At 45.5% G+C, this 22,823-nt stretch carries 27 protein-coding genes and 1 other annotated feature; all 27 genes read right to left on the bottom strand.

The window, feature by feature from the left end; translation table 11 throughout:
• Positions 1-36 precede the first annotated feature (36 nt).
• On the bottom strand, positions 37-405 hold the full coding sequence (gene rplN, locus BLS14_RS31245; RefSeq protein ID WP_024633579.1) for a 50S ribosomal protein L14: 369 nt from the start codon (positions 403-405) through the stop codon (positions 37-39).
• A 35-nt stretch (positions 406-440) separates the two neighbouring features.
• A complete protein-coding gene (rpsQ, locus tag BLS14_RS31240; RefSeq protein WP_017692084.1) occupies positions 441-707 on the bottom strand; it encodes a 30S ribosomal protein S17 in 267 nt (88 codons plus the stop codon).
• A gap of 48 nt (positions 708-755) precedes the next feature.
• Positions 756-953, bottom strand: coding sequence for a 50S ribosomal protein L29 (gene rpmC / locus BLS14_RS31235; RefSeq protein ID WP_017692083.1), 198 nt, complete (start codon positions 951-953; stop codon positions 756-758).
• Positions 943-1,377, bottom strand: a complete 435-nt coding sequence (gene rplP, locus BLS14_RS31230) for a 50S ribosomal protein L16 (RefSeq protein ID WP_024633581.1) — start codon at positions 1,375-1,377, stop codon at positions 943-945. The genes rpmC and rplP overlap by 11 nt, the downstream gene beginning before the upstream one ends.
• Positions 1,378-1,379: 2 nt before the next feature.
• Entirely contained in the window at positions 1,380-2,045 is a 666-nt protein-coding gene (gene rpsC / locus BLS14_RS31225) for a 30S ribosomal protein S3 (RefSeq protein WP_024633582.1), read from the bottom strand.
• Positions 2,046-2,060: 15 nt separating this feature from the next.
• A complete protein-coding gene (gene rplV, locus BLS14_RS31220) occupies positions 2,061-2,393 on the bottom strand; it encodes a 50S ribosomal protein L22 (protein WP_024633583.1) in 333 nt (110 codons plus the stop codon).
• Between the two features lie 35 nt (positions 2,394-2,428).
• A complete protein-coding gene (gene rpsS, locus BLS14_RS31215) occupies positions 2,429-2,707 on the bottom strand; it encodes a 30S ribosomal protein S19 (protein ID WP_053779207.1) in 279 nt (92 codons plus the stop codon).
• Between the two features lie 71 nt (positions 2,708-2,778).
• Positions 2,779-3,609 carry a 50S ribosomal protein L2 gene (gene rplB / locus BLS14_RS31210; protein ID WP_063567426.1) on the bottom strand — a complete coding sequence of 277 codons (831 nt, stop codon included), beginning with the start codon at positions 3,607-3,609 and terminating at the stop codon, positions 2,779-2,781.
• Between the two features lie 30 nt (positions 3,610-3,639).
• Positions 3,640-3,930, bottom strand: coding sequence for a 50S ribosomal protein L23 (gene rplW / locus BLS14_RS31205; RefSeq protein WP_024633586.1), 291 nt, complete (start codon positions 3,928-3,930; stop codon positions 3,640-3,642).
• Positions 3,930-4,553, bottom strand: a complete 624-nt coding sequence (rplD, locus tag BLS14_RS31200; RefSeq protein ID WP_063567425.1) for a 50S ribosomal protein L4 — start codon at positions 4,551-4,553, stop codon at positions 3,930-3,932. Before rplD ends, rplW begins: the two co-directional genes overlap by 1 nt.
• 25 nt (positions 4,554-4,578) lie before the next feature.
• Positions 4,579-5,202: a 50S ribosomal protein L3 gene (rplC, locus tag BLS14_RS31195; protein WP_024633587.1), complete on the bottom strand. Its 624-nt coding sequence runs from the start codon at positions 5,200-5,202 to the stop codon at positions 4,579-4,581.
• Positions 5,203-5,248: 46 nt separating this feature from the next.
• Entirely contained in the window at positions 5,249-5,557 is a 309-nt protein-coding gene (rpsJ, locus tag BLS14_RS31190; RefSeq protein WP_017692074.1) for a 30S ribosomal protein S10, read from the bottom strand.
• 436 nt (positions 5,558-5,993) lie between these two features.
• Positions 5,994-7,184, bottom strand: a complete 1,191-nt coding sequence (gene tuf, locus BLS14_RS31185) for an elongation factor Tu (protein WP_024633588.1) — start codon at positions 7,182-7,184, stop codon at positions 5,994-5,996.
• 97 nt (positions 7,185-7,281) lie between these two features.
• Positions 7,282-9,360, bottom strand: coding sequence for an elongation factor G (gene fusA / locus BLS14_RS31180; protein ID WP_063567424.1), 2,079 nt, complete (start codon positions 9,358-9,360; stop codon positions 7,282-7,284).
• Between the two features lie 47 nt (positions 9,361-9,407).
• A complete protein-coding gene (gene rpsG / locus BLS14_RS31175; protein ID WP_024633590.1) occupies positions 9,408-9,878 on the bottom strand; it encodes a 30S ribosomal protein S7 in 471 nt (156 codons plus the stop codon).
• An 87-nt stretch (positions 9,879-9,965) separates the two neighbouring features.
• On the bottom strand, positions 9,966-10,388 hold the full coding sequence (gene rpsL / locus BLS14_RS31170) for a 30S ribosomal protein S12 (RefSeq protein ID WP_056697677.1): 423 nt from the start codon (positions 10,386-10,388) through the stop codon (positions 9,966-9,968).
• Between the two features lie 152 nt (positions 10,389-10,540).
• On the bottom strand, positions 10,541-10,789 hold the full coding sequence (locus BLS14_RS31165) for a ribosomal L7Ae/L30e/S12e/Gadd45 family protein (protein ID WP_024633591.1): 249 nt from the start codon (positions 10,787-10,789) through the stop codon (positions 10,541-10,543).
• A 214-nt stretch (positions 10,790-11,003) separates the two neighbouring features.
• Positions 11,004-14,618, bottom strand: coding sequence for a DNA-directed RNA polymerase subunit beta' (gene rpoC / locus BLS14_RS31160; protein WP_063567423.1), 3,615 nt, complete (start codon positions 14,616-14,618; stop codon positions 11,004-11,006).
• Between the two features lie 112 nt (positions 14,619-14,730).
• Positions 14,731-18,276 (bottom strand): DNA-directed RNA polymerase subunit beta, encoded by a 3,546-nt coding sequence (rpoB, locus tag BLS14_RS31155; RefSeq protein ID WP_063567422.1) that lies wholly within the window; start codon positions 18,274-18,276, stop codon positions 14,731-14,733.
• A 392-nt stretch (positions 18,277-18,668) separates the two neighbouring features.
• Positions 18,669-19,286: a class I SAM-dependent methyltransferase gene (locus BLS14_RS31150; RefSeq protein ID WP_063567421.1), complete on the bottom strand. Its 618-nt coding sequence runs from the start codon at positions 19,284-19,286 to the stop codon at positions 18,669-18,671.
• A gap of 96 nt (positions 19,287-19,382) precedes the next feature.
• Complete coding sequence (gene rplL, locus BLS14_RS31145) at positions 19,383-19,745, bottom strand: 50S ribosomal protein L7/L12 (RefSeq protein ID WP_024633595.1); 363 nt, start codon at positions 19,743-19,745, stop codon at positions 19,383-19,385.
• A gap of 72 nt (positions 19,746-19,817) precedes the next feature.
• Entirely contained in the window at positions 19,818-20,321 is a 504-nt protein-coding gene (gene rplJ / locus BLS14_RS31140) for a 50S ribosomal protein L10 (RefSeq protein ID WP_063567419.1), read from the bottom strand.
• A 23-nt stretch (positions 20,322-20,344) separates the two neighbouring features.
• Positions 20,345-20,493, bottom strand: a sequence feature (ribosomal protein L10 leader region).
• Positions 20,494-20,560: 67 nt separating this feature from the next.
• On the bottom strand, positions 20,561-21,253 hold the full coding sequence (rplA, locus tag BLS14_RS31135; RefSeq protein WP_063567418.1) for a 50S ribosomal protein L1: 693 nt from the start codon (positions 21,251-21,253) through the stop codon (positions 20,561-20,563).
• Between the two features lie 95 nt (positions 21,254-21,348).
• Positions 21,349-21,774 carry a 50S ribosomal protein L11 gene (gene rplK, locus BLS14_RS31130; protein WP_024633598.1) on the bottom strand — a complete coding sequence of 142 codons (426 nt, stop codon included), beginning with the start codon at positions 21,772-21,774 and terminating at the stop codon, positions 21,349-21,351.
• 68 nt (positions 21,775-21,842) lie between these two features.
• Complete coding sequence (gene nusG / locus BLS14_RS31125) at positions 21,843-22,376, bottom strand: transcription termination/antitermination protein NusG (RefSeq protein WP_024633599.1); 534 nt, start codon at positions 22,374-22,376, stop codon at positions 21,843-21,845.
• Between the two features lie 22 nt (positions 22,377-22,398).
• Complete coding sequence (gene secE, locus BLS14_RS31120) at positions 22,399-22,590, bottom strand: preprotein translocase subunit SecE (protein ID WP_053779219.1); 192 nt, start codon at positions 22,588-22,590, stop codon at positions 22,399-22,401.
• A gap of 21 nt (positions 22,591-22,611) precedes the next feature.
• Complete coding sequence (gene rpmG, locus BLS14_RS31115; RefSeq protein ID WP_072735843.1) at positions 22,612-22,761, bottom strand: 50S ribosomal protein L33; 150 nt, start codon at positions 22,759-22,761, stop codon at positions 22,612-22,614.
• Positions 22,762-22,823: the final 62 nt, after the last annotated feature.

Genomic DNA, 22,823 nt, shown 5'->3' with positions numbered 1-22,823 from the left:
GTACACCTCCTGTTTCTAACATCACGAGATTAAGCTTTAGATAACTTCTGGGGCCAAGGAAACGATTTTCATGAAGTCTTTCTCGCGAAGTTCACGAGCAACAGGTCCGAAAATACGTGTTCCACGCGGGCTTCTGTCGTCTTTTACAACAACCGCTGCATTTTCATCAAAACCGATGTAGGAACCGTCTTTACGACGTACAGAACGCTTCGTACGAACGACAACCGCTCTAACTACATCACCTTTTTTGACAACGCCGCCTGGTGTTGCTTGTTTTACAGAACAAACGATCAGATCACCGATTTGAGCTGTACGACGTCCCGTACCGCCGAGTACGCGGATACACATCAGTTCCTTCGCACCGGAGTTGTCAGCCACAGTCAAACGTGTAAATGGTTGAATCATTTAGTATTCCTCCTTTCAGCTATGCTGCTGATGCATTAGATGATAACCGCTTTTTCTACGATTTCAGTAAGTCTCCAGCGTTTATCTTTCGAAAGCGGACGAGTCTCCATGATTTTCACCGTGTCACCGATTTTCGCAGTGTTTTCTTCGTCATGCGCTTTGAATTTTTTAGTAACCTTAATGCGTTTATGGTACAAGTTGTGTTTTTTGTAAGTTTCTACAGCAACAACAATCGTTTTGTCCATTTTATCGCTGACCACTTTACCGGTTTGCACTTTACGTGCGTTACGTTCTTCGCTCATTGTTGGCCTCCTTCCTGATTACGGACGGATTATACATCCGATCCCTAATTAACCGATTCCCAATTCTCTTTCACGGATAATGGTTTTAGCACGAGCTATTTCTTTCCGCACATCACGGATTCGAGTCGGGTTATCCAGCTGACCGGTAGCGAGTTGAAAGCGGAGGTTAAAGAGTTCTTCTTTAAATCCGGCAATCTTTTGCTCGATTTCAGCAGAGGTTAGGTTGCGAAATTCACTAGCTTTCATTTGCTTCACCACCCAATTCTTCACGTTTCACAAACTTCGTTTTGATTGGCAGTTTATGAGCGGCAAGACGCATTGCTTCACGAGCAACATCCTCCGGTACACCAGCAAGTTCAAACATGATCTTACCTGGTTTCACAACTGCAACCCATTTTTCTACGTTACCTTTACCGCTACCCATCCGAACCTCGAGAGGCTTTTGAGTGATTGGTTTGTCTGGGAAGATCTTGATCCAAACTTTACCACCACGTTTGATGTAACGAGTCATCGCAATACGAGCCGCTTCGATTTGACGGTTCGTAATCCAAGCCGGTTCCGTAGCTTGCAGACCATATTCACCAAAGTTCAGCGTAGTTCCGCCTTTAGCTTGGCCCTTCATATGTCCACGTTGTTGCTTACGGTGTTTTACACGTTTTGGTACCAACATGATTAGTTGCCTCCTTCCTTAGCAGCTTGTTTCTTAGCCGTAGGAAGAACCTCTCCACGATAGATCCATACTTTCACGCCGATACGGCCGTAAGTAGTATGAGCCTCTGCTGTACCGTAGTCGATGTCGGCACGAAGCGTGTGCAGTGGAACAGTTCCTTCGCTGTAGCCTTCCGAACGAGCAATCTCAGCACCGCCAAGACGTCCGCCCACTTGAGTTTTAATACCTTTTGCACCAGAGCGCATTGTTCTTTGAATAGCTTGTTTCAGAGCACGACGGAAAGAAACACGACGTTCCAATTGTTGTGCGATGCTTTCAGCTACCAGGATTGCGTCCAGGTCTTGGTTCTTAATTTCAGAAATGTTGATGTGTACTTTTTTACCGCCTGCGATTTTCGTAATTTGATTACGCAGATTTTCAACTTCCGAACCACCCTTACCGATAACCATACCTGGTTTCGCAGTGTGAATCGTTACGTTTACGCGGTTAGCCGCTCTCTCGATTTCAACACGAGACATAGCGGAGTCTTTCAATTTATTTTTCAGGAATTCACGAATTTTCACGTCTTCCATCAAAAGATCGCCGAAGTCTTTACCTGCATACCACTTAGATTCCCAGTCACGGATAATTCCGACACGGAGTCCGACTGGATTTACCTTTTGGCCCACACATTTCCCCTCCTTCTACTTTTCAGATACCACCAAAGTGATGTGGCTAGTACGTTTGTTAATACGACTTGCACGTCCCATTGCACGAGGGCGGAAACGTTTCATTGTCGGTCCTTGGTTCACGTAAGCTTGCGAGATAACCAAGTTATTAACATCCAAAGAATAGTTATGTTCCGCATTCGCAATAGCGGAATTAAGCAACTTCTCAACGATAGGAGAAGCGGATTTCGGAGTGTGACGGAGAATGGCAACCGCCTCACCTACTTGCTTGCCGCGAATCAAGTCAACAACGAGTTGAACTTTACGAGGAGCAATCCGGATAAACTTAGCATGTGCTTTTGCTTCCATTGTGTAACCTCCTCTCAAACATTAAAGATATTCATTTATCTTCTTGTTTTCTTATCATCATCAGTATGGCCTTTGTACGTACGGGTTGGAGCGAACTCACCCAATTTGTGTCCGACCATGTCCTCAGTTACGTATACTGGTACGTGTTTACGACCGTCATATACGCCAAATGTGTGTCCGATGAATTGCGGGAAAATTGTAGAACGACGGGACCAGGTTTTAATAACAAGCTTTTTACCGGATGCTTCCATGTCTTCTACTTTTTTCAGCATGTAGCCATCAATGAATGGCCCTTTTTTCAAACTGCGACCCATGTGGAGATCCTCCCTTCAAACGTAGCTATTATGCATCCGCAGATGCCTCACGAAGTTATGCACAATGTGTATTACTTCGTGCGGCGGCGAATGATGTATTTATCAGAAGCTTTATTTTTCTTACGCGTTTTGTAACCAAGAGTAGGTTTACCCCATGGTGACATTGGCGATTTACGTCCGATTGGAGCACGACCTTCACCACCACCGTGTGGGTGATCGTTAGGGTTCATTACTACACCACGAACTTCAGGACGTTTACCCAACCAACGGCTACGACCGGCTTTACCGATTTTGATGAGCTCGTGGTCTTGGTTACCAACAGCTCCAATTGTTGCGCGGCAAACTTTCAAAATACGACGAACTTCTCCGGAAGAGAGACGAACAGAAACGTATTTTTCTTCTTTACCAAGCAATTGAGCTTCTGTACCAGCAGCACGAACCAATTGTCCGCCTTTACCTGGTTTCAACTCGATGTTGTGGATAACAGTACCTACTGGAATATTTTCGAGTGGCAATGCGTTTCCGATTTTGATGTCTGATTCAGGTCCGGAGAATACTTGATCTCCAACTTTCAAACCTTTAGGAGCGATGATATAACGTTTTTCACCATCAGCATAGTGAATCAGAGCGATGTTAGATGTACGGTTCGGGTCATACTCAATCGTAGCAACGCGGCCCGGTATTCCATCTTTAGTACGTTTGAAGTCGATGATACGGTATTTACGTTTGTGTCCACCACCATGGTGACGAACTGTAATTTTACCTTGGTTGTTGCGGCCTGCTTGTTTGCTCAATGGGGCCAACAACGATTTCTCCGGCTGATCTGTGGTGATTTCCTCAAATGTAGAAACGGACATGTTCCGTCTTGCCGGGGATGTTGGTTTATACTTTTTGATTGGCACTGGGTTTCCCTCCTTACTTCAAAAATTCAATTATACAGTTTCAAAGAACTCAAGCGTTTTGCTGTCTTGTGTCAGCGTTACAAACGCTTTTTTCCATTCGCTAGTATATCCGGAATAACGTCCGTACCGTTTTGGCTTAGCTGGAACACGAAGCGTGTTCACGTTTTTCACTTTTACGTTGAAAATAGCTTCCACGGCTTTCTTGATCTCGGTTTTGTTTGCACGGATATCGACTTCAAATACATATTTCAAGTCATTCATCATGTCAGCAGTACGTTCCGTAATAATCGGACGTTTTACAATATCACGAGGATCCTTCATTACGCGAGCACCTCCTCTACCTTCTGAACTGCTTCTTTCGTAATGATCAGTTTGTCGTGCGAAAGCACGTCAAGAACATTAATGCCGTCAGCAGCTACGAATTTCACGCCTGGAATATTCCGTGCGGAAAGAGCCACATTATCATCATAGCTAGGAGCTACGATCAAAGCTTTGCGTCCAACTTTCAAGTTATTCAAGATGGCTGCAAATTCTTTCGTTTTAGGTGAGCTCAGCGTGAGAGCGTCCAGAACGATAATGTCATTGTCGATCACTTTGGATGAAAGAGCTGATTTGATCGCCAAACGGCGAACTTTCTTAGGCAGTTTATACGCATAGCTCCGTGGTGTTGGACCAAATACGATACCGCCGCCTTTCCATTGTGGTGAACGAATTGAACCTTGACGAGCGCGACCTGTACCTTTTTGTTTCCAAGGCTTACGTCCACCGCCACGTACTTCAGAACGTCCTTTTACTTTGTGGGTACCTTGACGAAGGGAAGCGCGTTGCATAAGAACTGCATCGTACAGAACGTGTTGGTTCGGCTCAATTCCGAAAACCGCATCGTTCAATTCAACTTCGCCTACTTGGCTACCATCTACATTGTAAACTGATACTTTTGGCATTTTGTGTTCCTCCTTTCTTCAGTGGTTATTTTTTCACTGTTTCTTTAACTTTAATGAGACTGTTTTTCGGTCCAGGAATGGAACCTTTCACGAGCAACACATTACGTTCAGCGTCTACTTTAACTACTTCAAGACGTTGGATTGTAACAGTATCATGTCCCATGTGTCCTGGCAGGCGTTTGCCTTTAGGAACGCGGTTAGCTTGGATCGAACCCATTGAACCAGGGCCACGGTGGTAACGCGAACCGTGCGACATAGGTCCAGTGCTTTGTCCCCAACGTTTGATAACGCCGGCAAAACCTTTACCTTTAGAAATACCCGTTACGTCAACGAATTCGCCTTCAGCGAAAATGTCAGCTTTCAGTTCTTGGCCAACTTCATATTCTGCGATGTTGATACCGCGAACTTCACGAACGTAGCGCTTAGGGGCAGTGTTCGCTTTTTTAGCGTGACCTGCTTCTGGCTTGTTAGCATTTTTCTCTTTCTTATCGGAGTAACCGATTTGAATTGCTTCGTAGCCATCATTCTCAATGTCTTTCTTTTGCAAAACAACACAAGGGCCTGCTTCGATAACCGTTACTGGTACAACGTTACCCTCAGGTGTAAATACTTGAGTCATTCCGAGTTTTTTTCCTAAGATTGCTTTCATGTTGACACCTCTTTTCCTTTATACATGGTCTTTGTTGTAGCTTGTATTACAATTTAATTTCGATATCTACACCGGACGGCAGATCCAAGCGCATCAAGGCATCCACAGTTTGTGGAGTCGGGTTAACGATGTCGATCAAACGCTTATGTGTGCGTTGTTCGAATTGTTCCCGAGAATCCTTGTACTTGTGCACCGCACGAAGAATAGTAATGATTTGTTTTTCAGTAGGAAGCGGAATCGGACCGGATACACCTGCACCCGAACGTTTTGCTGTTTCAACAATTTTCTCCGCGGATTGATCAAGAATTCTGTGGTCGTAAGCTTTCAAACGAATACGAATTTTTTGCTTTGCCATTTTAGTCCCTCCTTCTATCGCCCAATTTTTTATCGGACATACTCCGTGAAAATTTTCTAGCCACTGTCCCATGGCAAAGGGGCCGGGTGTGCCAGTAACCTCTCACATCATCGCAACGTCACAGAACAACATTCATTATTATATAGAAAAGATGGGCGTATTGCAAGCATATTTAAGAAAAACATTTAAACTTATCTTTTCTGCTGAAATGACTTCGTTTAGTGCAGTGTTTATCTTCAATATTCATGCTGCCTTACCAATCCATCTACATTCGTAAATGATGTTCATTTCGTATGACGCAGGTTCCGAAACTATTACATAATAAAAGAGTTCTTTATCCGATGTCGGATAAAGAACTCTTCCGAAGCTTCGTTACAATACAATGTTACTCGTTCCAGTACACTGTTGCATATGCTTTATTCAGCGTTAAGCCGAATTATTTTTGGATCGATGCTACGGAACCTGCACCTACTGTACGTCCGCCTTCACGAATGGAGAACTTAGTTCCTTCTTCAATCGCGATTGGGGAGATCAAGGAAACAGTAACCGTGATGTTATCACCAGGCATTACCATTTCAGTACCTTCAGGCAAGTTGATGATGCCTGTTACGTCAGTTGTACGGAAGTAGAACTGTGGACGGTATCCAGTGAAGAAAGGCTTGTGACGGCCACCCTCTTCTTTAGTCAAAACGTAGATTTGTGCAGTGAATTCTGTGTGTGGCTTAACAGAACCTGGTTTTGCAAGTACTTGACCGCGCTCGATTTGAGTACGATCAACACCACGCAACAATGCACCGATGTTGTCGCCCGCTTGAGCGGAGTCCAACAATTTACGGAACATTTCTACGCCCGTAACTACGGATTTTTTAGTTTCTTCAGTAATACCAACGATTTCGATCTCTTCGCCGACTTTAACAGTACCACGCTCTACACGGCCAGTAGCAACAGTACCACGACCAGTGATGGAGAATACGTCCTCGACAGGCATCAAGAAAGGTTTGTCAGTTTGACGCTCAGGCAATGGGATGTACGTATCGATCTCTTTGAACATCTCAACGATTTTTTGAGCCCACTCACCATCAGGGTTTTGCAGAGCTTCACGAGCGGATCCACGAGTGATTGGAGTATCATCACCTGGGAACTCATATTCGTTAAGAAGGTCGCGAACTTCCATCTCAACCAATTCCAACAACTCTTCGTCTTCAACCATGTCACATTTGTTCAAGAAAACAACAATGTAAGGTACGCCTACTTGACGGGAGAGCAAGATGTGCTCACGAGTTTGTGGCATTGGGCCGTCAGCTGCGGATACTACCAAGATAGCTCCGTCCATTTGTGCTGCGCCAGTGATCATGTTTTTAACATAGTCGGCGTGACCTGGGCAGTCTACGTGAGCGTAGTGACGAGTGTCAGTTTCATACTCAACGTGTGATGTTGAGATTGTGATACCGCGCTCGCGCTCTTCTGGAGCTTTATCGATTTGATCGAATGCAATTGCTGCGCCACCGTAAGTTTTAGACAATACAGTAGTGATTGCAGCAGTCAGAGTTGTTTTACCATGGTCGACGTGACCAATAGTACCAATGTTAACGTGGGGTTTATTACGTTCGTATTTAGCCTTTGCCATTTGAACGTGGCCTCCTTAAAATTATAATTTTATGTTTTCACTAAATGAAGTGCAAAGAATACATGACTCTTATGCACTTTCATTCAATGAGAGAAAACTACTCGGTTCCTTTTGTTTTGGCAACAATCTCTTCAGCGATGCTCTTAGGAACTTCTTCATAGTGAGAAAGCTCCATGGAGAATACGCCGCGTCCTTGAGTACCGGAACGAAGAGTTGTAGAGTATCCGAACATTTCAGACAAAGGTACTTTAGCACGGATGATTTGGGCTCCACTACGGGAATCCATACCTTCGATGCGGCCACGACGGGAGTTAAGCATACCCATAACGTCACCCATATACTCTTCTGGAACGGTTACTTCTACTTTCATGATTGGCTCAAGCAGAACCGGCTTACATTTGTCTTTCGCAGCTTTTAGCGCCATCGATCCGGCAATTTTAAATGCCATCTCGTTGGAATCGACATCATGGTAAGATCCGTCTACGATTGTAGCCTTAACGTCAACAAGCGGGAAGCCTGCGATAACGCCGTTTTTCATTTGCTCTTCGATACCTGCAAGAGCTGGTTGAATGTATTCTCTTGGAACAGAACCACCGACAACCTTACTTTCGAACTGGCTGCCTGTACCTGCTTCGAGAGGTTCGAACTCAACCCATACGTGACCGTATTGACCACGACCACCGGATTGACGAACGAATTTACCTTCAACACGCGCTGGTGCACGGAAAGTTTCACGGTAAGCTACTTGTGGTTTACCCACAGTAGTTTCAACCTTGAACTCACGACGCATACGGTCAATGATGATATCAAGGTGAAGCTCCCCCATACCTGCCAAGATCGTTTGGCCTGTTTCTTCATCAGTATGAGCACGAAGAGTAGGATCCTCTTCAGTCAACTTACCGAGAGCAACACCCATTTTATCTTGGTCAGCTTTGGTTTTAGGTTCAACGGCGATTTCGATAACCGGATCAGGGAAGTTCATTGACTCCAGGATAACCGGATTTTTCTCATCACACAGTGTATCACCTGTACCCGTATCTTTCAAACCTACAGCAGCTGCAATGTCACCGGAGTAAACTTCAGTGATTTCTTGACGGCTGTTTGCATGCATTTGAAGGATACGACCGATACGCTCACGTTTGTTTTTAGTTGCGTTCAATACGTAAGATCCGGATTGAAGAACACCGGAGTATACGCGGAAGAATGTCAATTTACCAACGTAAGGGTCAGTCATGATTTTGAATGCCAATGCGGAGAAAGGCTCTTCATCGGATGACTTACGAATTGCTTCAGTTCCATCTTCAAGATGACCAGTGATAGATGGAACGTCTGTTGGAGCCGGCAAGTAGTCGATAACAGCATCCAACATCAGTTGAACACCTTTGTTACGATACGAGGATCCACAGATAACCGGGAAGATCTTAACATCAACAACACCTTTACGGAGGGCCGCTTTGATCTCATCAATAGTGATCTCTTCGCCTTCCAGGTATTTCATTGTCAAATCTTCGTCGAGTTCTGCAACACGCTCAACCAATTCGTTACGGAGTTCTGCAACTTGCTCAACAAATTCCGCAGGAATTTCGGTTTCTTCGATATCTTGTCCAAGGTCATCTTTGTACATATGAGCCTTTTGTGCAACGATATCAATGATACCTTTAAAATCATTTTCAGCGCCGATAGGAAGTTGAATCGCAACTGCGTTCGCTTGAAGGCGATCACGCATGTCAGATACAACGTTCAGGAAGTCAGCACCGATGATATCCATTTTGTTTACATAAGCGATACGAGGTACGCCGTACTTGTCAGCCTGTCTCCATACGGTTTCGGACTGAGGCTCAACGCCTTCTTTCGCACTGAATACACCAACTGCTCCGTCCAATACACGAAGGGAACGTTCAACTTCAACAGTGAAGTCAACGTGTCCCGGGGTATCAATGATGTTAACGCGGTGGCCTTTCCAAGCAGCGGTAGTCGCAGCGGAAGTAATTGTAATTCCGCGCTCCTGTTCCTGTTCCATCCAGTCCATTGTCGCAGCGCCTTCGTGTACTTCACCGATTTTGTGCGTACGTCCTGTGTAGAACAAGATCCGCTCAGTTGTCGTGGTTTTACCCGCATCAATATGAGCCATGATCCCGATATTACGTGTATTTTTCAAGGAGAACTCTCTTGCCATGAAATGGGTCTCCCTTCAAAATTGAAGTTATTATTGTGAACCGAATCCTACCAACGGTAGTGAGCAAACGCTTTGTTCGCTTCAGCCATTTTATGCGTATCTTCACGTTTTTTAACGGAAGCGCCTGTGTTGTTGGAAGCGTCGATGATCTCAGCCGCCAAACGCTCTTCCATTGTTTTCTCACCGCGGTTGCGGGAGTAGTTCACGAGCCAACGTAATCCCAAAGCAGTACGTCTCTCTGGTTTTACCTCGATTGGTACTTGGTAGTTGGCACCGCCGACACGGCGAGCTTTAACTTCCAGGACTGGCATGATATTTTTGATTGCTGCTTCAAATACTTCCATAGGGTCATTACCCGTACGTTCTTGAATCAACTTAAACGCATTATACAGAATGCTTTGAGCAACACCGCGTTTTCCGTCGAGCATGATGCGATTGATCAAACGAGTAACCAGCTTGCTGCTGTATACCGGATCTGGCAACACGTCTCTTTTCGTAACTGGACCTTTGCGTGGCATGGATATCCCCCTTTCTTTCTTCATGAGCACATCCTACACCTCCTGGGATTAACCCAGAAGATATTCAGGACTGCTACTTATAATATATTAGGCTTTTTTAGCTTTTGGACGTTTAGCACCGTATTTCGAACGAGCTTGCATACGGTTGTTCACGCCTGCAGTATCAAGAGCTCCGCGAACGATGTGATAACGAACCCCTGCAAGGTCTTTAACTTTACCTCCACGGATCAACACAACACTGTGCTCTTGAAGGTTATGTCCGATACCCGGGATATAAGCAGTTACCTCGAGACGGTTCGTCAAACGAACACGGGCATACTTACGAAGTGCAGAGTTTGGTTTACGTGGAGTCATTGTACCTACACGAGTGCAGACACCACGTTTTTGTGGGGCACTGATGTTAGTTGATTCACGTTTCAAAGCATTGAACCCTTTTTGCAAAGCTGGTGATTTGGACTTATCAACTTTAGCTTGACGTCCTTTACGTACCAGTTGGTTAATAGTTGGCATGTGATTGCCACCCCCTTCCTCAATTTTTCATGTTTCTTTATAAACCTCTTACGCTAAGTCCACAGACCCAGGCGGTTCATAAAAAGACAAATGAAAAGTTTTTGCCTTGGAGAATCCCTAAAAGTTCTCGGACAAAAACGTTCCTTACCGTATCATTTTACGACAGCAGCCATTGCTGCCCCTACTCCAATCCCGCAAGCTTTGCCGAGATTTTTCATTGTGTCCACTTTCGTGCACTTCACATTGTGTTGTTCACACAAAGCAATGATTTTGGAAGTAAGCTGCGGATCACAATCTTCAGCCACATAAACTTCAGAAGCCATACCTGTCTGAACCATCCGCGTGGTCTGTTTGGTACCTATTTTGACATGAGCATCTTGCAGACCTTTTTCATTAGACATTGTTCATTCCTCCGAATAGGACCAAATACAATCAGCTACTCACGCACCTTTGATATATTAGCATCTAGCGCAAGCAATGTCAATGCTAATCCTAAAATATTTCATTTAAAGTTTTGCCTCGCCGGGAACGTTCTTCTGTATGAAACAGCCGTCGCCTCCCGGCGTACAAAACTTTAGTTCACCCTAATAATAAGGATGAATCTAGTGAAATATCTTAATCAACCGAAACTGGCTCAAGTTCTTCTACCGAAGATTGGCCATCTTCCGGCTCAGCAAATTTGATGCTGCGGTAACGGTGCATGCCTGTACCTGCAGGAATCAGTTTACCGATGATTACATTCTCTTTCAGACCGAGCAACTGATCGACTTTACCTTTGATCGCTGCATCTGTCAGTACACGTGTAGTCTCTTGGAACGAAGCCGCCGAGAGGAAGGAGTCTGTTTCCAGGGATGCTTTCGTAATACCGAGCAGAATTGGTTTTGCAACCGCTGGCTCTTTATCACTCAGAATCGCTGTCTTGTTAGCTCTTTCGTACTCATGCGTATCCACGAACGATCCTGGCAACAATGTAGTGTCCCCTGCATCGACGATACGGATTTTACGCAACATTTGACGGATCATAACTTCAACGTGTTTGTCATTGATTTCTACGCCTTGGTTACGGTATACGCGTTGTACTTCCTGCAAAATGTAGTTCTGTACGCCACGTACGCCTTTAATGCGCAGCATTTCTTTTGGATCGATAGAACCATCTGTCAACTCGTCGCCTGCTTCAATTTCCATGCCTTCGCTAACGCGTACACGAGAACCGTAGGTAACAGAGTAAACTTTGGATTCTGCTTCACCTTGAATTTCAATTTCGCGACGATCTTTCGCTTCGCGAATTTCTTTAACAACACCGTCGATCTCACTGATTGTTGCTTGACCCTTAGGATTACGAGCCTCAAACAACTCCTGGATACGCGGCAAACCTTGCGTAATATCGTCTCCGGCTACACCACCGGTGTGGAATGTACGCATTGTCAGCTGTGTTCCTGGCTCACCAATGGATTGTGCTGCGATAATACCAACTGCTTCACCGATCTCCACGTGTTTACCAGTCGCCAAGTTGCGACCATAACACTTCTTGCAGACACCGTGACGTGCACGGCAGCTAAGTACGGAGCGGATTTGTAGTTTGGTTACGCCAGCTTCGATGATTGCCTCAGCTTTATCAGAGTCAATCAGTTCATTACGGTGTGCAATAATTTCTTTTGTTTCCGGATGACGAACAGTCTCGAAGCAGTATCTGCCTTCAATACGGTCGTAGAGATCCTCAATAACCTCTTTACCATCCTGGATACGACTTACGGTAAAGCCTTTATCTGTACCACAATCATCTTCACGCACGATCACGTCTTGTGCCACGTCTACGAGACGACGGGTCAGGTAACCTGAATCCGCTGTACGCAGGGCCGTATCGGCCAAACCTTTACGGGCACCGTGAGTCGAGATAAAGTACTCGAGTACCGTCAGACCTTCACGGAAGTTCGATTTGATTGGGAGTTCAATGATTCGACCGGATGGGTTGGCCATCAGACCACGCATACCGCCCAATTGGGTGATTTGCGATTTGTTACCCCGTGCTTTGGAGTCAACCATCATCATGATGGAATTGTAGCGATCCATCGATTTCATCAGAATCTCGGTGATATCATCTTTCGATTTCGACCAGATATCAATGATGCGGTCATAGCGCTCTTCGTTCGTAATCAGACCACGACGGTATTGGTTCGTAACGATTTGTGCTTTTTCCTCAGACTGTCTAAGAATTTCAAATTTCTCAGGTGGAACGATAACATCCGACACCGCTACAGTGATACCAGCGCGAGTGGAGTATGTGAATCCGAGTTGTTTGATTTTATCCAAAATAACGGCTGTTTCCGTTGTATGATAAATTTCAAAACAACGTGCGATGATAGAACCGAGATATTCTTTACCGACACCACCAGCCAAAGGAGCGTTCATAATCGCTTCTCTAAGGTCAGCACCCTTCTCATAAACAAATGAATGCTCAGCGGTACCCTGGTAGAGGTTCGCACGAGTTGCATCATTGATGTAAGGGAAGCTTGCCGGGAAGATTTCATTAAAGATGATTTTGCCGACCGTAGTCAACATCATTGCATCTTGTTGCTTATCGGTGAAGACTGTTTTGCCAAGCGCTCTAACCGGAATCGCTACACGTGCATGTAAACCTGCAGTACCACGTTGGTACGCGGATACAGCTTCGTTAACCGTGCGCAAGATCATACCTGTTCCCTTTTCTTCCTTGTTGTCCATGGTCAGGTAGTAAGAACCAAGCACCATATCCTGGGAAGGGGTAACAACCGGTTTACCGTCTTTCGGGTTCAAAATGTTACCTGATGCAAGCATCAGGATACGTGCTTCTGCTTGAGCTTCAGCAGACAATGGAACGTGCACGGCCATTTGGTCACCGTCAAAGTCGGCATTGTATGCCGTACATACGAGCGGGTGAAGACGGATCGCTTTACCTTCAACGAGAATCGGTTCAAACGCTTGAATACCGAGTCTGTGAAGTGTAGGGGCACGGTTCAGCAGAACCGGGTGCTCCTTAATTACTTCTTCAAGAACATCCCATACTTCAGGACTTACACGCTCAACTTTACGTTTAGCGCTCTTGATGTTGTGGGCAAGCCCTTTATTTACAAGCTCTTTCATAACAAAAGGCTTGAACAGTTCAAGTGCCATATCTTTAGGCAGACCACACTGATACATTTTCAGGTAAGGTCCAACTACGATAACGGAACGACCGGAATAGTCAACCCGTTTACCGAGCAAGTTCTGACGGAAACGTCCTTGTTTACCTTTCAGCATGTGGCTGAGGGATTTCAAAGGACGGTTACCAGGCCCCGTTACAGGGCGTCCACGACGGCCGTTGTCGATCAATGCGTCAACAGCTTCCTGCAGCATCCGTTTTTCATTTTGCACGATAATGTCTGGTGCGCCCAAGTCAAGCAAACGTTTCAGACGATTGTTCCGGTTGATTACACGGCGATACAGGTCATTCAGGTCAGACGTTGCAAAACGTCCACCATCCAGCTGTACCATTGGACGAAGTTCCGGTGGGATAACAGGAAGTACATCCATGATCATCCACTCAGGTTTATTACCCGAGTTGCGGAAAGCTTCAATAACTTCCAGACGTTTGATTGCACGGTTACGACGTTGTCCTTGTGCAGTGCGGAGCTCTTCCTTCAGGAATTCAAGCTCTTTATCCACATCAATGTCTTGAAGCAGTTTTTTAACCGCTTCTGCACCCATGCCAGCGTGGAATCCATATCCGTATTTCTCACGGTAGCTGCGGTATTCTTTCTCGGACAACAGCTGTTTTTTCTCCAGTGGAGTTTCTCCTGGATCAGTTACTACATATGATGCAAAATAAATAATCTCCTCGAGAGATCTTGGAGACATATCCAGAGCGAGACCCATGCGGCTCGGAATACCTTTGAAGTACCAGATATGCGATACCGGAGCAGCGAGCTCAATATGGCCCATCCGTTCGCGGCGTACTTTCGCACGTGTGACTTCAACGCCACAACGATCACAGACAACGCCTTTATAACGCACGCGTTTGTATTTACCGCAATGACATTCCCAGTCTTTTGTAGGGCCAAAAATCTTTTCGCAGAACAGCCCTTCTTTTTCCGGTTTCAACGTACGATAGTTGATCGTTTCCGGTTTTTTCACTTCTCCGCGGGACCAAGAACGAATTTTTTCTGGGGAAGCAAGCCCGATCTTCATGTATTCGAAATTGTTGACGTCCAACAAGGAGCAACCCTCCTTAACCAAGTCCTGTATTCTAGGTTACGCCCCCTCCGGCCGAAGCCGGAGCAAGACGCGAGCCTGATGAAAAACGCCGGTCATCATGCGCCCGAAGCGGTTACTCCGCTCCGACCTCTGTACCCTCAAGGTTGAGGCTGAGCTTATCGCTCGCAGCGTCATCTTCATCGTCCATTTCTTTCATTTCAATCTCTTGCTCATCTTCGCTCAAAATCTTAACGTCCATACCCAAGCTTTGCAGCTCTTTGATCAATACTTTGAATGATTCAGGAACACCTGGTTCAGGAACATTCTCGCCTTTGACGATGGATTCATACGTTTTCACCCGACCTACAACATCATCGGACTTAACAGTCAAGATTTCTTGCAGTGTATAAGCAGCACCGTATGCCTCAAGCGCCCATACTTCCATCTCCCCGAAACGCTGTCCACCAAATTGGGCTTTACCACCCAATGGCTGTTGCGTAACAAGTGAGTAAGGACCCGTGGAACGGGCATGGATTTTATCATCAACCATGTGTGCCAATTTGATCATGTGCATGACACCTACGGTAACTTCACGTTCAAACTCTTCACCTGTACGACCATCATACAGGACAGTTTTACCATTACGTTGCATACCTGCTTCTTCCATCGTATCGAAGACGTCATACTCCTTCGCTCCGTCGAATACAGGAGTTGCTACGTGAATACCCAGTTGCATCGCCGCCATACCCAAGTGAACCTCGAGTACTTGACCGATATTCATCCGGGAAGGTACGCCCAGTGGGTTAAGAACGATTTGAACTGGTGTTCCGTCCGGCAGGAAAGGCATATCTTCTTCCGGTAGGATACGGGCTACGACCCCTTTGTTACCGTGACGTCCGGCCATTTTATCACCCTCGGAAATTTTCCGTTTTTGAGCGATATAGACACGAACGAGTTGGTTAACACCTGGAGGCAGTTCATCACCGTTTTCACGGGTAAAGACTTTTACATCAACTACGATACCGTCAGTACCGTGAGGTACACGCAGGGAAGTATCACGTACTTCACGCGCTTTCTCACCAAAGATCGCATGCAGGAGACGTTCTTCTGCAGTCAGTTCAGTTACACCTTTTGGTGTTACTTTACCAACCAGAATGTCACCAGCACTGATTTCAGCACCGATACGGATAATACCACGCTCATCCAGATTACGCAGCGCTTCTTCCCCTACGTTCGGGATATCACGTGTGATCTCTTCAGGTCCGAGCTTAGTATCACGTGCTTCAGACTCATATTCCTCGATATGAATGGATGTATACACATCTTCTTTAACGAGTTTTTCGCTGAGCAAGATCGCATCCTCGTAGTTGTAACCTTCCCAAGTCATGAAGGCAACCACTACGTTGCGTCCCAGTGCCAATTCACCCATTTCCGTCGAAGGACCGTCTGCAAGGATGTCGCCAGCTTTGACAACAGCACCTCTTTTGACAATCGGACGTTGGTTAATGCATGTTCCTTGGTTCGAACGCATAAATTTGTGTAATTTATATTTAACGATATCGCCTTTGACTTCTTGACCATCAACTTCTTCAATACGACGCAACCAAATCTCATTCGCAGAAGAACGTTCAATAATCCCGTCATATTTGGAGACAATACATACACCGGAATCTTTCGCGGCTTTATGTTCCATACCTGTTCCGACCAGCGGAGCTTTAGGAATCAAGAGTGGAACGGCTTGCCGCTGCATGTTCGATCCCATGAGCGCACGGTTGGAGTCATCGTTCTCAAGGAACGGAATGAGCGCTGTAGCGACAGATACAACTTGCTTAGGAGATACGTCCATGTAGTCAACACGTTCACTCGGCATCGTAAGGATGTTATCCGACTGTTTGTTGTAACGTACAATGATCGCTTCTTCAGCAAAAGTACTGTCTTCATTCAGCTTCGCATTCGCTTGAGCAATTACATAGTTGTCCTCTTCGTCTGCTGTCAGGTAATCGATTTGCTCGGTTACGACACCAGTCTTCGGATCTACCCAGCGATAAGGTGCTTCAATGAATCCATATTCGTTCACACGGGCAAATGTCGACAAGGAGTTGATCAAACCAATGTTTGGTCCCTCTGGTGTCTCGATTGGACACATCCGGCCATAGTGGGATGGATGCACGTCACGGACTTCCATGCCGGCACGCTCACGTGTCAAACCACCCGGTCCGAGTGCGGACAGACGGCGTTTATGTGTCAACTCACCCAGTGGGTTTGTTTGATCCATAAACTGCGACAATTGGGAGCTACCGAAGAACTCTTTAATGGATGCGATAACAGGACGTATGTTAATCAAAGCCTGAGGCGTGATTACGTTAGCATCCTGAATGGACATTCTCTCACGAACCACACGTTCCATACGGGATAAACCGATACGGAATTGGTTTTGCAAGAGTTCACCAACCGAGCGGAGACGACGGTTACCCAGGTGATCGATATCATCTGTGCTTCCGATGCCATGCAGAAGGTTAATGAAGTAACTAATAGAGGAAATGATATCAGCTGGTGTAACGTTCTTCACTGATTTATCAATGTTAGCATTGGCAATCAGTTTAACGACCTTACCATCCTCAATCGGTGAAAATACATCAATTGTTTGCATCGGGATATCATTGGCATCCAAAACGCCATTAGCGACGTGATATGTGCGGAAACCAACGCTCTTCTCCAGTTGCGGCATGATTTCATCCAACAGACGACGGTCTATCATTTGACCTGCTTCAGCGATGATTTCACCAGTTTCGGTGTCCACAAGAGACTCAGCCAAACGTTGGTTGAATAAACGGTTCTTAATGTGAAGCTTTTTGTTGATTTTGTAACGACCCACATTAGCCAGGTCATAACGTTTTGGATCAAAGAAACGCGCTACGAGCAAGCTTTTCGCATTATCCAGCGTTGGTGGCTCGCCCGGACGAAGACGCTCATAAATTTCAATCAGCGCTTTCTCCGTGGAATCCGTATTGTCTTTGTCCAGCGTATTGCGAATATATTCGTCATTACCGAGCAGATCCAGAATCTCAGCGTCTGTGCCAAAACCAAGTGCACGCAGGAGAACCGTCACCGGTATTTTACGTGTGCGGTCGATCCGGACGTAAACAACATCCTTCGCGTCCATCTCCAGTTCGAGCCAAGCGCCGCGGTTAGGAATAACTGTAGCGGTATACGTTTTTTTGGCGTTTTTATCTACTTTGGTACTGAAGTAAACGCTAGGAGAGCGAACCAACTGGCTGACAATAACCCGTTCCGCACCATTAATAATAAATGTGCCGGTGTCGGTCATCAGCGGGAAATCTCCCATGAATACTTCCTGCTCTTTGACTTCGCCGGTTTCCTTATTAATGAGCCGGACTTTGACCCGAAGCGGTGCTGCATAAGTAACGTCACGCTCTTTCGCGTCGTCTACTGTATACTTCGGTTCACCGAGACTGTAATCGATAAATTCCAAAATTAAGTTACCTGTAAAATCCTGGATCGGCGAGATATCCTGGAACATTTCGCGCAACCCTTCCTCCAAAAACCAATCGTAAGATTTTTGTTGGATCTCAATCAGGTTCGGAACTTCGAGTATCTCGTTAATTCGTGCATAACTGCGCCGAGTGCGTCGACCATATTGAACAAGATGTCCTGCCAACTTAAACTCACCCCTCAATGTCTACTCACTTTAAAAATTTCGTTGCGAACCTCTGTTTGTAACCTTATAATGGTACACATACAGAGCAAAGCAATGCATCCACAAATAAAGAAAAGCCCTTACTCGAATGTCGTTCGAAAAAAGAGCAACTTTGATCGGCGGATGTCTTTCCAAATCATACTTATCCCCAGTTTGCCCAAAATGTACATATTATACGCCAAACGTAGGCATAATAAGCCCGTTCGGCGTAAAAAAGGTTGACATTTTTAGTTAGCTAAAGCCAAATAGGGCATCTTAATACTGACATTTTACAATAATACCACGACCTGAATTTCAAGTCAATAGTCCTATTGCAAAAAAAATGCCACCCTGCTTACTTTACAAATTAGGATTTAGCCTAAAGGCGCCTCTTCCAATTTTACCGCTTTGAAAATTCGGTAGCCTTTATCCTTCGTTACTTCCTCCACTCGTCCAAAGAGAGATTCCAGCTTCGCTTTTGCCGAAGGTGCCCCCTGCTTTTTCTGAATGACAATCCATAACGCTCCGCCCATCTTCAAATGACGATATGCCTGTTCAAAGATCGTATGCACGGTTTCCTTACCCGCACGGATCGGAGGATTGGTCAGAATCGCGTCAAAGTCTTCCTTTTTAACCTCAGCCAGAAGATTGCTTTGCATAACCGTTACATTCGTTATGCCGTTCGCTTTTGCATTTTCCCTGGAAAGCTCAACCGCTCTCTCATTGATATCGATCATGGTGACATGTCCATCCGGTACAAGTTTAGCTGCTGTAAGACCAATAGGTCCATACCCGCAGCCCACATCCAGTACATGAGCTCCAGCAGGCAACTCTATAGCATCAATTAACACTCTGCTGCCGTAATCGATTCCGTTTTTGGAAAATACCCCTGCATCCGTAACGAGTCGTAATTTCCATCCGCGTAGCTCCGCTTCTGTAGCCCGTCTGTCATGTGCCACCTGCGGTTTGTCCGAATAATAATGATTGGACATGTCCTCACTCACTTTCCTTTTACAATTACAGCAACAAACCCCTTGATATAAGTCAAGGGGTTTGTTGTTTTGTTCATCTAGCTAATGAAAGCTAAATTATTTAACTTCGATTGAAGCGCCTGCTTCTTCAAGCTTAGCTTTAACCGTTTCTGCTTCTTCTTTGCTAACTTTTTCTTTCAATGCTTTTGGAGCATTGTCAACTACTTCTTTCGCTTCTTTCAGGCCAAGACCTGTGATTTCGCGAACTGCTTTGATAACGTTGATTTTGGAAGCACCAGCGCTAGTCAAGATTACGTCGAACTCGGATTGCTCAGCTTCAGCTGCAGCAGCTCCGCCACCTGCAACAGCTACTGGAGCTGCAGCAGTTACGCCGAATTCTTCTTCGATTGCTTTAACGAGATCATTCAATTCCAGTACAGTCATGCCTTTGATTGCTTCCAAGATTTGCTCTTTACTCATGATTGAACCTCCATATATAATATTATTTTTTTGTATTTCATCACTGCCTAAGCAGCATTCAGATCAAGTTGCTTACGCGCCTTGTTCTTCTTTTTCAGCAACAGCTTTAACCGCAAGCGCGAAGTTGCGCACTGGCGCTTGAAGCACGCTGAGGAGCATGGAAAGGAGACCTTCGCGTGATGGCAATTCTGCCAACGCTTTGACTTCTTGTACTCCAATTACGCGACCTTCTACAACTGCACCTTTCAATTCCAGTGCATCGTTCTTTTTCGCGAAGTCGTTCAGAATTTTGGCTGGAGCCACTACGTCGTCTACGCTGAATGCAATTGCACTAGGACCTGTCAGTACTTCGTTAAGTTCTGTCAGTTCTGCTGCAGCTGCTGCGCGGCGAAGCAACGAGTTTTTCAGCACTTGGAATTCGATTCCGGCTTCACGAAGCTGCTTACGCAGCTCAGTTACTTGGGCAACGTTCAAACCGCGATAGTCAACAACAACACTAGTAACGCTCTCGCGCAATTTTGCTGTTACTGCATCAACGGACTCTTGTTTTGCTTGAATCACTTTTGCGTTTGCCAAACTGTACACCTCCTGATCAAATTTATCCCATTAAGAAAAGCCTCCGTAGAATCACGAAGGCTTGATATATACTCATAACCGATTTTCATCGTTCTAAGTTCTATAATCACACCTCGGCAGGAAATTAAGCCAAAATGGCACCTACTGTCTACGGCAAGCATATTCAAATGTCAACGGTCAGTCACTCGGACTCACAACTTTTATAGAATATCAGAACAGGACAAGCCTGTCAAGCGATATTATCTAAAAGATGCTGCGTTCACGCGTGCGCCAGGGCCCATCGTAGAAGAAAGACTTACATTCTTCAGATAAACACCTTTTGCTGCCGCCGGTTTAGCACGAGTCAAAGCGTCCATGAGAGCTTTAAGGTTCTCATTCAATTGCTCTGTCGAGAAAGAAGCTTTACCGATCGGTGCATGAATTTGACCTGCACGATCCAGACGATATTCGATTTTACCGGCTTTAATTTCTTGAACAGCCTTAGATACATCGAAAGTTACCGTTCCGGCTTTAGGGTTAGGCATCAGACCTTTACCGCCGAGCAGTCGGCCCAATTTACCTACTTCACTCATCATGTCTGGTGTCGCTACGCAGACGTCGAATTCGAACCAGCCTTGTTGGATTTTGTTGATCATGTCTGCATCACCAACATAGTCCGCGCCAGCCGCTTCCGCTTCTTTCGCTTTGTCACCTTTTGCAAATACCAATACGCGTTGTGTTTTACCTGTGCCGTGTGGCAAGACAACAACACCACGTACTGCCTGGTCTTGTTTACGTGGGTCAACGCCCAAGCGTACTGCTGCTTCGATAGTTTCATCAAATTTTGCAGTGGCTGCCTTTTTCACAAGCTCTACAGCTTCTGAAGGCTCGTAAGTTGCTTCGCTGTCAATCAGCTTAGCAGCTTCCAGGTATTTTTTACCGTGTTTAGCCATGTTATATTCCTCCTTTGTGGTGTTAGCGGATATACCTCCCACATCAACCGGCCGCGAATCGGCCGGCTTTACGAAGCCATGTTTCAGATGAAAAATTAGTCTTCGATGGTGATACCCATGCTGCGGGCAGTACCTTCGACCATACGCATTGCAGACTCAACGTCAGCAGCATTCAGGTCAGGCATTTTTTGTTCCGCGATTTGACGTACCGCATCACGTTTAACGGTAGCGACTTTTTTCTTGTTCGGTTCGCCGGATCCTTTTTCTACTTTAGCTGCCACTTTCAACAGAACTGCTGCTGGTGGAGTTTTAGTAATGAAAGTAAAGGAACGGTCTTCGAATACTGTGATTTCAACAGGAATAATCAATCCCGCTTGATCGGCTGTACGAGCGTTGAACTCTTTACAGAATGCCATGATGTTGACACCTGCTTGACCCAAAGCTGGACCTACCGGCGGCGCTGGATTCGCTTTACCTGCTGGAATTTGCAGTTTTACCATTTTGATTACCTTTTTTGCCATGATTGACACCTCCTTGCAAAATAGTGGTTAACGGGCCTCTCAGCCCTCCCACAAGAAACTTGAAGAGACTATATCTTCTCCACTTGCGTGTATTCCAACTCAAGCGGTGTTTCCCGTCCAAACATGTTCACGTGCACTTTCAACTTGCTTTTGTCTACCAAGATTTCTTCCACGGAGCCCACAAAATTCGCAAAAGGACCAACTTTAATACGTACGGATTCCTTAATATCGAATTCAATTTTAGGCTTCGGCTCAACCATGCCCATGTGCTTCAGAATTTGTTCCACTTCTTCAGGCAGCAAGGCTGTTGGTTTGGACCCGGAACCTGTCGAACCGACAAATCCCGTAACACCTGGTGTGTTGCGAACAACATACCAAGAGTCATCCGTCTGGACCATTTCCACCAAGACATATCCGGGGTAAACTTTACGCATAACGGTTTTTTTCTTTCCGTCTTTGTTTACCACTTCTTCTTCCATAGGAACAAGAACGCGGAAAATCTTGTCTTCCATGCCCATGGACTCTACGCGTTTTTCCAAATTGGCTTTGACCTTATTCTCATACCCTGAATAGGTATGAACGACGTACCATCTTTTTTCCATATCAAGCCACCTGGGACCCTTCTTAAATAATCGCTTCGATCACAGCGGAGATGCCGATATCAATGACCCAAAAAAACAGCGTCATAACCACAACAGTACCAAGAACGATCAATGTGTAGTTGGTCAGCTCTTTACGATTAGGCCAGCGAACTTTTTTAAGTTCAGCCCAGCTTTCAGAGAAAAAGGAAATCAGAGATTTGAAACTACGTTTCACGCCGACTACACCTCCAAAAAACTATCTGGTTTCGCGATGAGAAGTCTGCTCGTTACAAAACTTGCAAAATTTCTTCATCTCCATGCGGTCGGGGTGATTACGCTTGTTTTTTGTCGTAGTGTAATTTCTTTGTTTGCAGTTTGTACAAGCCAAAGTAATAATTACCCGCATGATGTACACCTCCCGAAGACTTCCACATTCAAGCGGAGTCTCTAAATTAATCCTAAAAAAAA

Origin of the sequence: Paenibacillus sp. OK060 (assembly GCF_900101205.1) — a bacterium.
In the GTDB taxonomy this organism is placed as follows: Bacteria; Bacillota; Bacilli; order Paenibacillales; family Paenibacillaceae; genus Paenibacillus; species Paenibacillus marchantiae.
The sequence above is the reverse complement of the archived record's forward strand: the minus strand, read 5'-3'. Positions and strand labels throughout refer to the sequence as shown.

What these genes read in the sequence shown, in the direction of transcription:
- rplN (WP_024633579.1), bottom strand. Translation starts at nt 405, where the DNA reads ATGATTCAACCATTTACACGTTTGACTGTGGCTGACAACTCCGGTGCG.
- rpsQ (WP_017692084.1), bottom strand. Translation starts at nt 707, where the DNA reads ATGAGCGAAGAACGTAACGCACGTAAAGTGCAAACCGGTAAAGTGGTC.
- rpmC (WP_017692083.1), bottom strand. Translation starts at nt 953, where the DNA reads ATGAAAGCTAGTGAATTTCGCAACCTAACCTCTGCTGAAATCGAGCAA.
- rplP (WP_024633581.1), bottom strand. Translation starts at nt 1,377, where the DNA reads ATGTTGGTACCAAAACGTGTAAAACACCGTAAGCAACAACGTGGACAT.
- rplV (WP_024633583.1), bottom strand. Translation starts at nt 2,393, where the DNA reads ATGGAAGCAAAAGCACATGCTAAGTTTATCCGGATTGCTCCTCGTAAA.
- rpsS (WP_053779207.1), bottom strand. Translation starts at nt 2,707, where the DNA reads ATGGGTCGCAGTTTGAAAAAAGGGCCATTCATTGATGGCTACATGCTG.
- rplW (WP_024633586.1), bottom strand. Translation starts at nt 3,930, where the DNA reads ATGAAGGATCCTCGTGATATTGTAAAACGTCCGATTATTACGGAACGT.
- rplD (WP_063567425.1), bottom strand. Translation starts at nt 4,553, where the DNA reads ATGCCAAAAGTATCAGTTTACAATGTAGATGGTAGCCAAGTAGGCGAA.
- rplC (WP_024633587.1), bottom strand. Translation starts at nt 5,202, where the DNA reads ATGAAAGCAATCTTAGGAAAAAAACTCGGAATGACTCAAGTATTTACA.
- rpsJ (WP_017692074.1), bottom strand. Translation starts at nt 5,557, where the DNA reads ATGGCAAAGCAAAAAATTCGTATTCGTTTGAAAGCTTACGACCACAGA.
- tuf (WP_024633588.1), bottom strand. Translation starts at nt 7,184, where the DNA reads ATGGCAAAGGCTAAATACGAACGTAATAAACCCCACGTTAACATTGGT.
- fusA (WP_063567424.1), bottom strand. Translation starts at nt 9,360, where the DNA reads ATGGCAAGAGAGTTCTCCTTGAAAAATACACGTAATATCGGGATCATG.
- rpsG (WP_024633590.1), bottom strand. Translation starts at nt 9,878, where the DNA reads ATGCCACGCAAAGGTCCAGTTACGAAAAGAGACGTGTTGCCAGATCCG.
- rpsL (WP_056697677.1), bottom strand. Translation starts at nt 10,388, where the DNA reads ATGCCAACTATTAACCAACTGGTACGTAAAGGACGTCAAGCTAAAGTT.
- BLS14_RS31165 (WP_024633591.1), bottom strand. Translation starts at nt 10,789, where the DNA reads ATGTCTAATGAAAAAGGTCTGCAAGATGCTCATGTCAAAATAGGTACC.
- BLS14_RS31150 (WP_063567421.1), bottom strand. Translation starts at nt 19,286, where the DNA reads ATGTCCAATCATTATTATTCGGACAAACCGCAGGTGGCACATGACAGA.
- rplL (WP_024633595.1), bottom strand. Translation starts at nt 19,745, where the DNA reads ATGAGTAAAGAGCAAATCTTGGAAGCAATCAAAGGCATGACTGTACTG.
- rplA (WP_063567418.1), bottom strand. Translation starts at nt 21,253, where the DNA reads ATGGCTAAACACGGTAAAAAATACCTGGAAGCTGCTAAGCTGATTGAC.
- rplK (WP_024633598.1), bottom strand. Translation starts at nt 21,774, where the DNA reads ATGGCAAAAAAGGTAATCAAAATGGTAAAACTGCAAATTCCAGCAGGT.
- nusG (WP_024633599.1), bottom strand. Translation starts at nt 22,376, where the DNA reads ATGGAAAAAAGATGGTACGTCGTTCATACCTATTCAGGGTATGAGAAT.
- rpmG (WP_072735843.1), bottom strand. Translation starts at nt 22,761, where the DNA reads ATGCGGGTAATTATTACTTTGGCTTGTACAAACTGCAAACAAAGAAAT.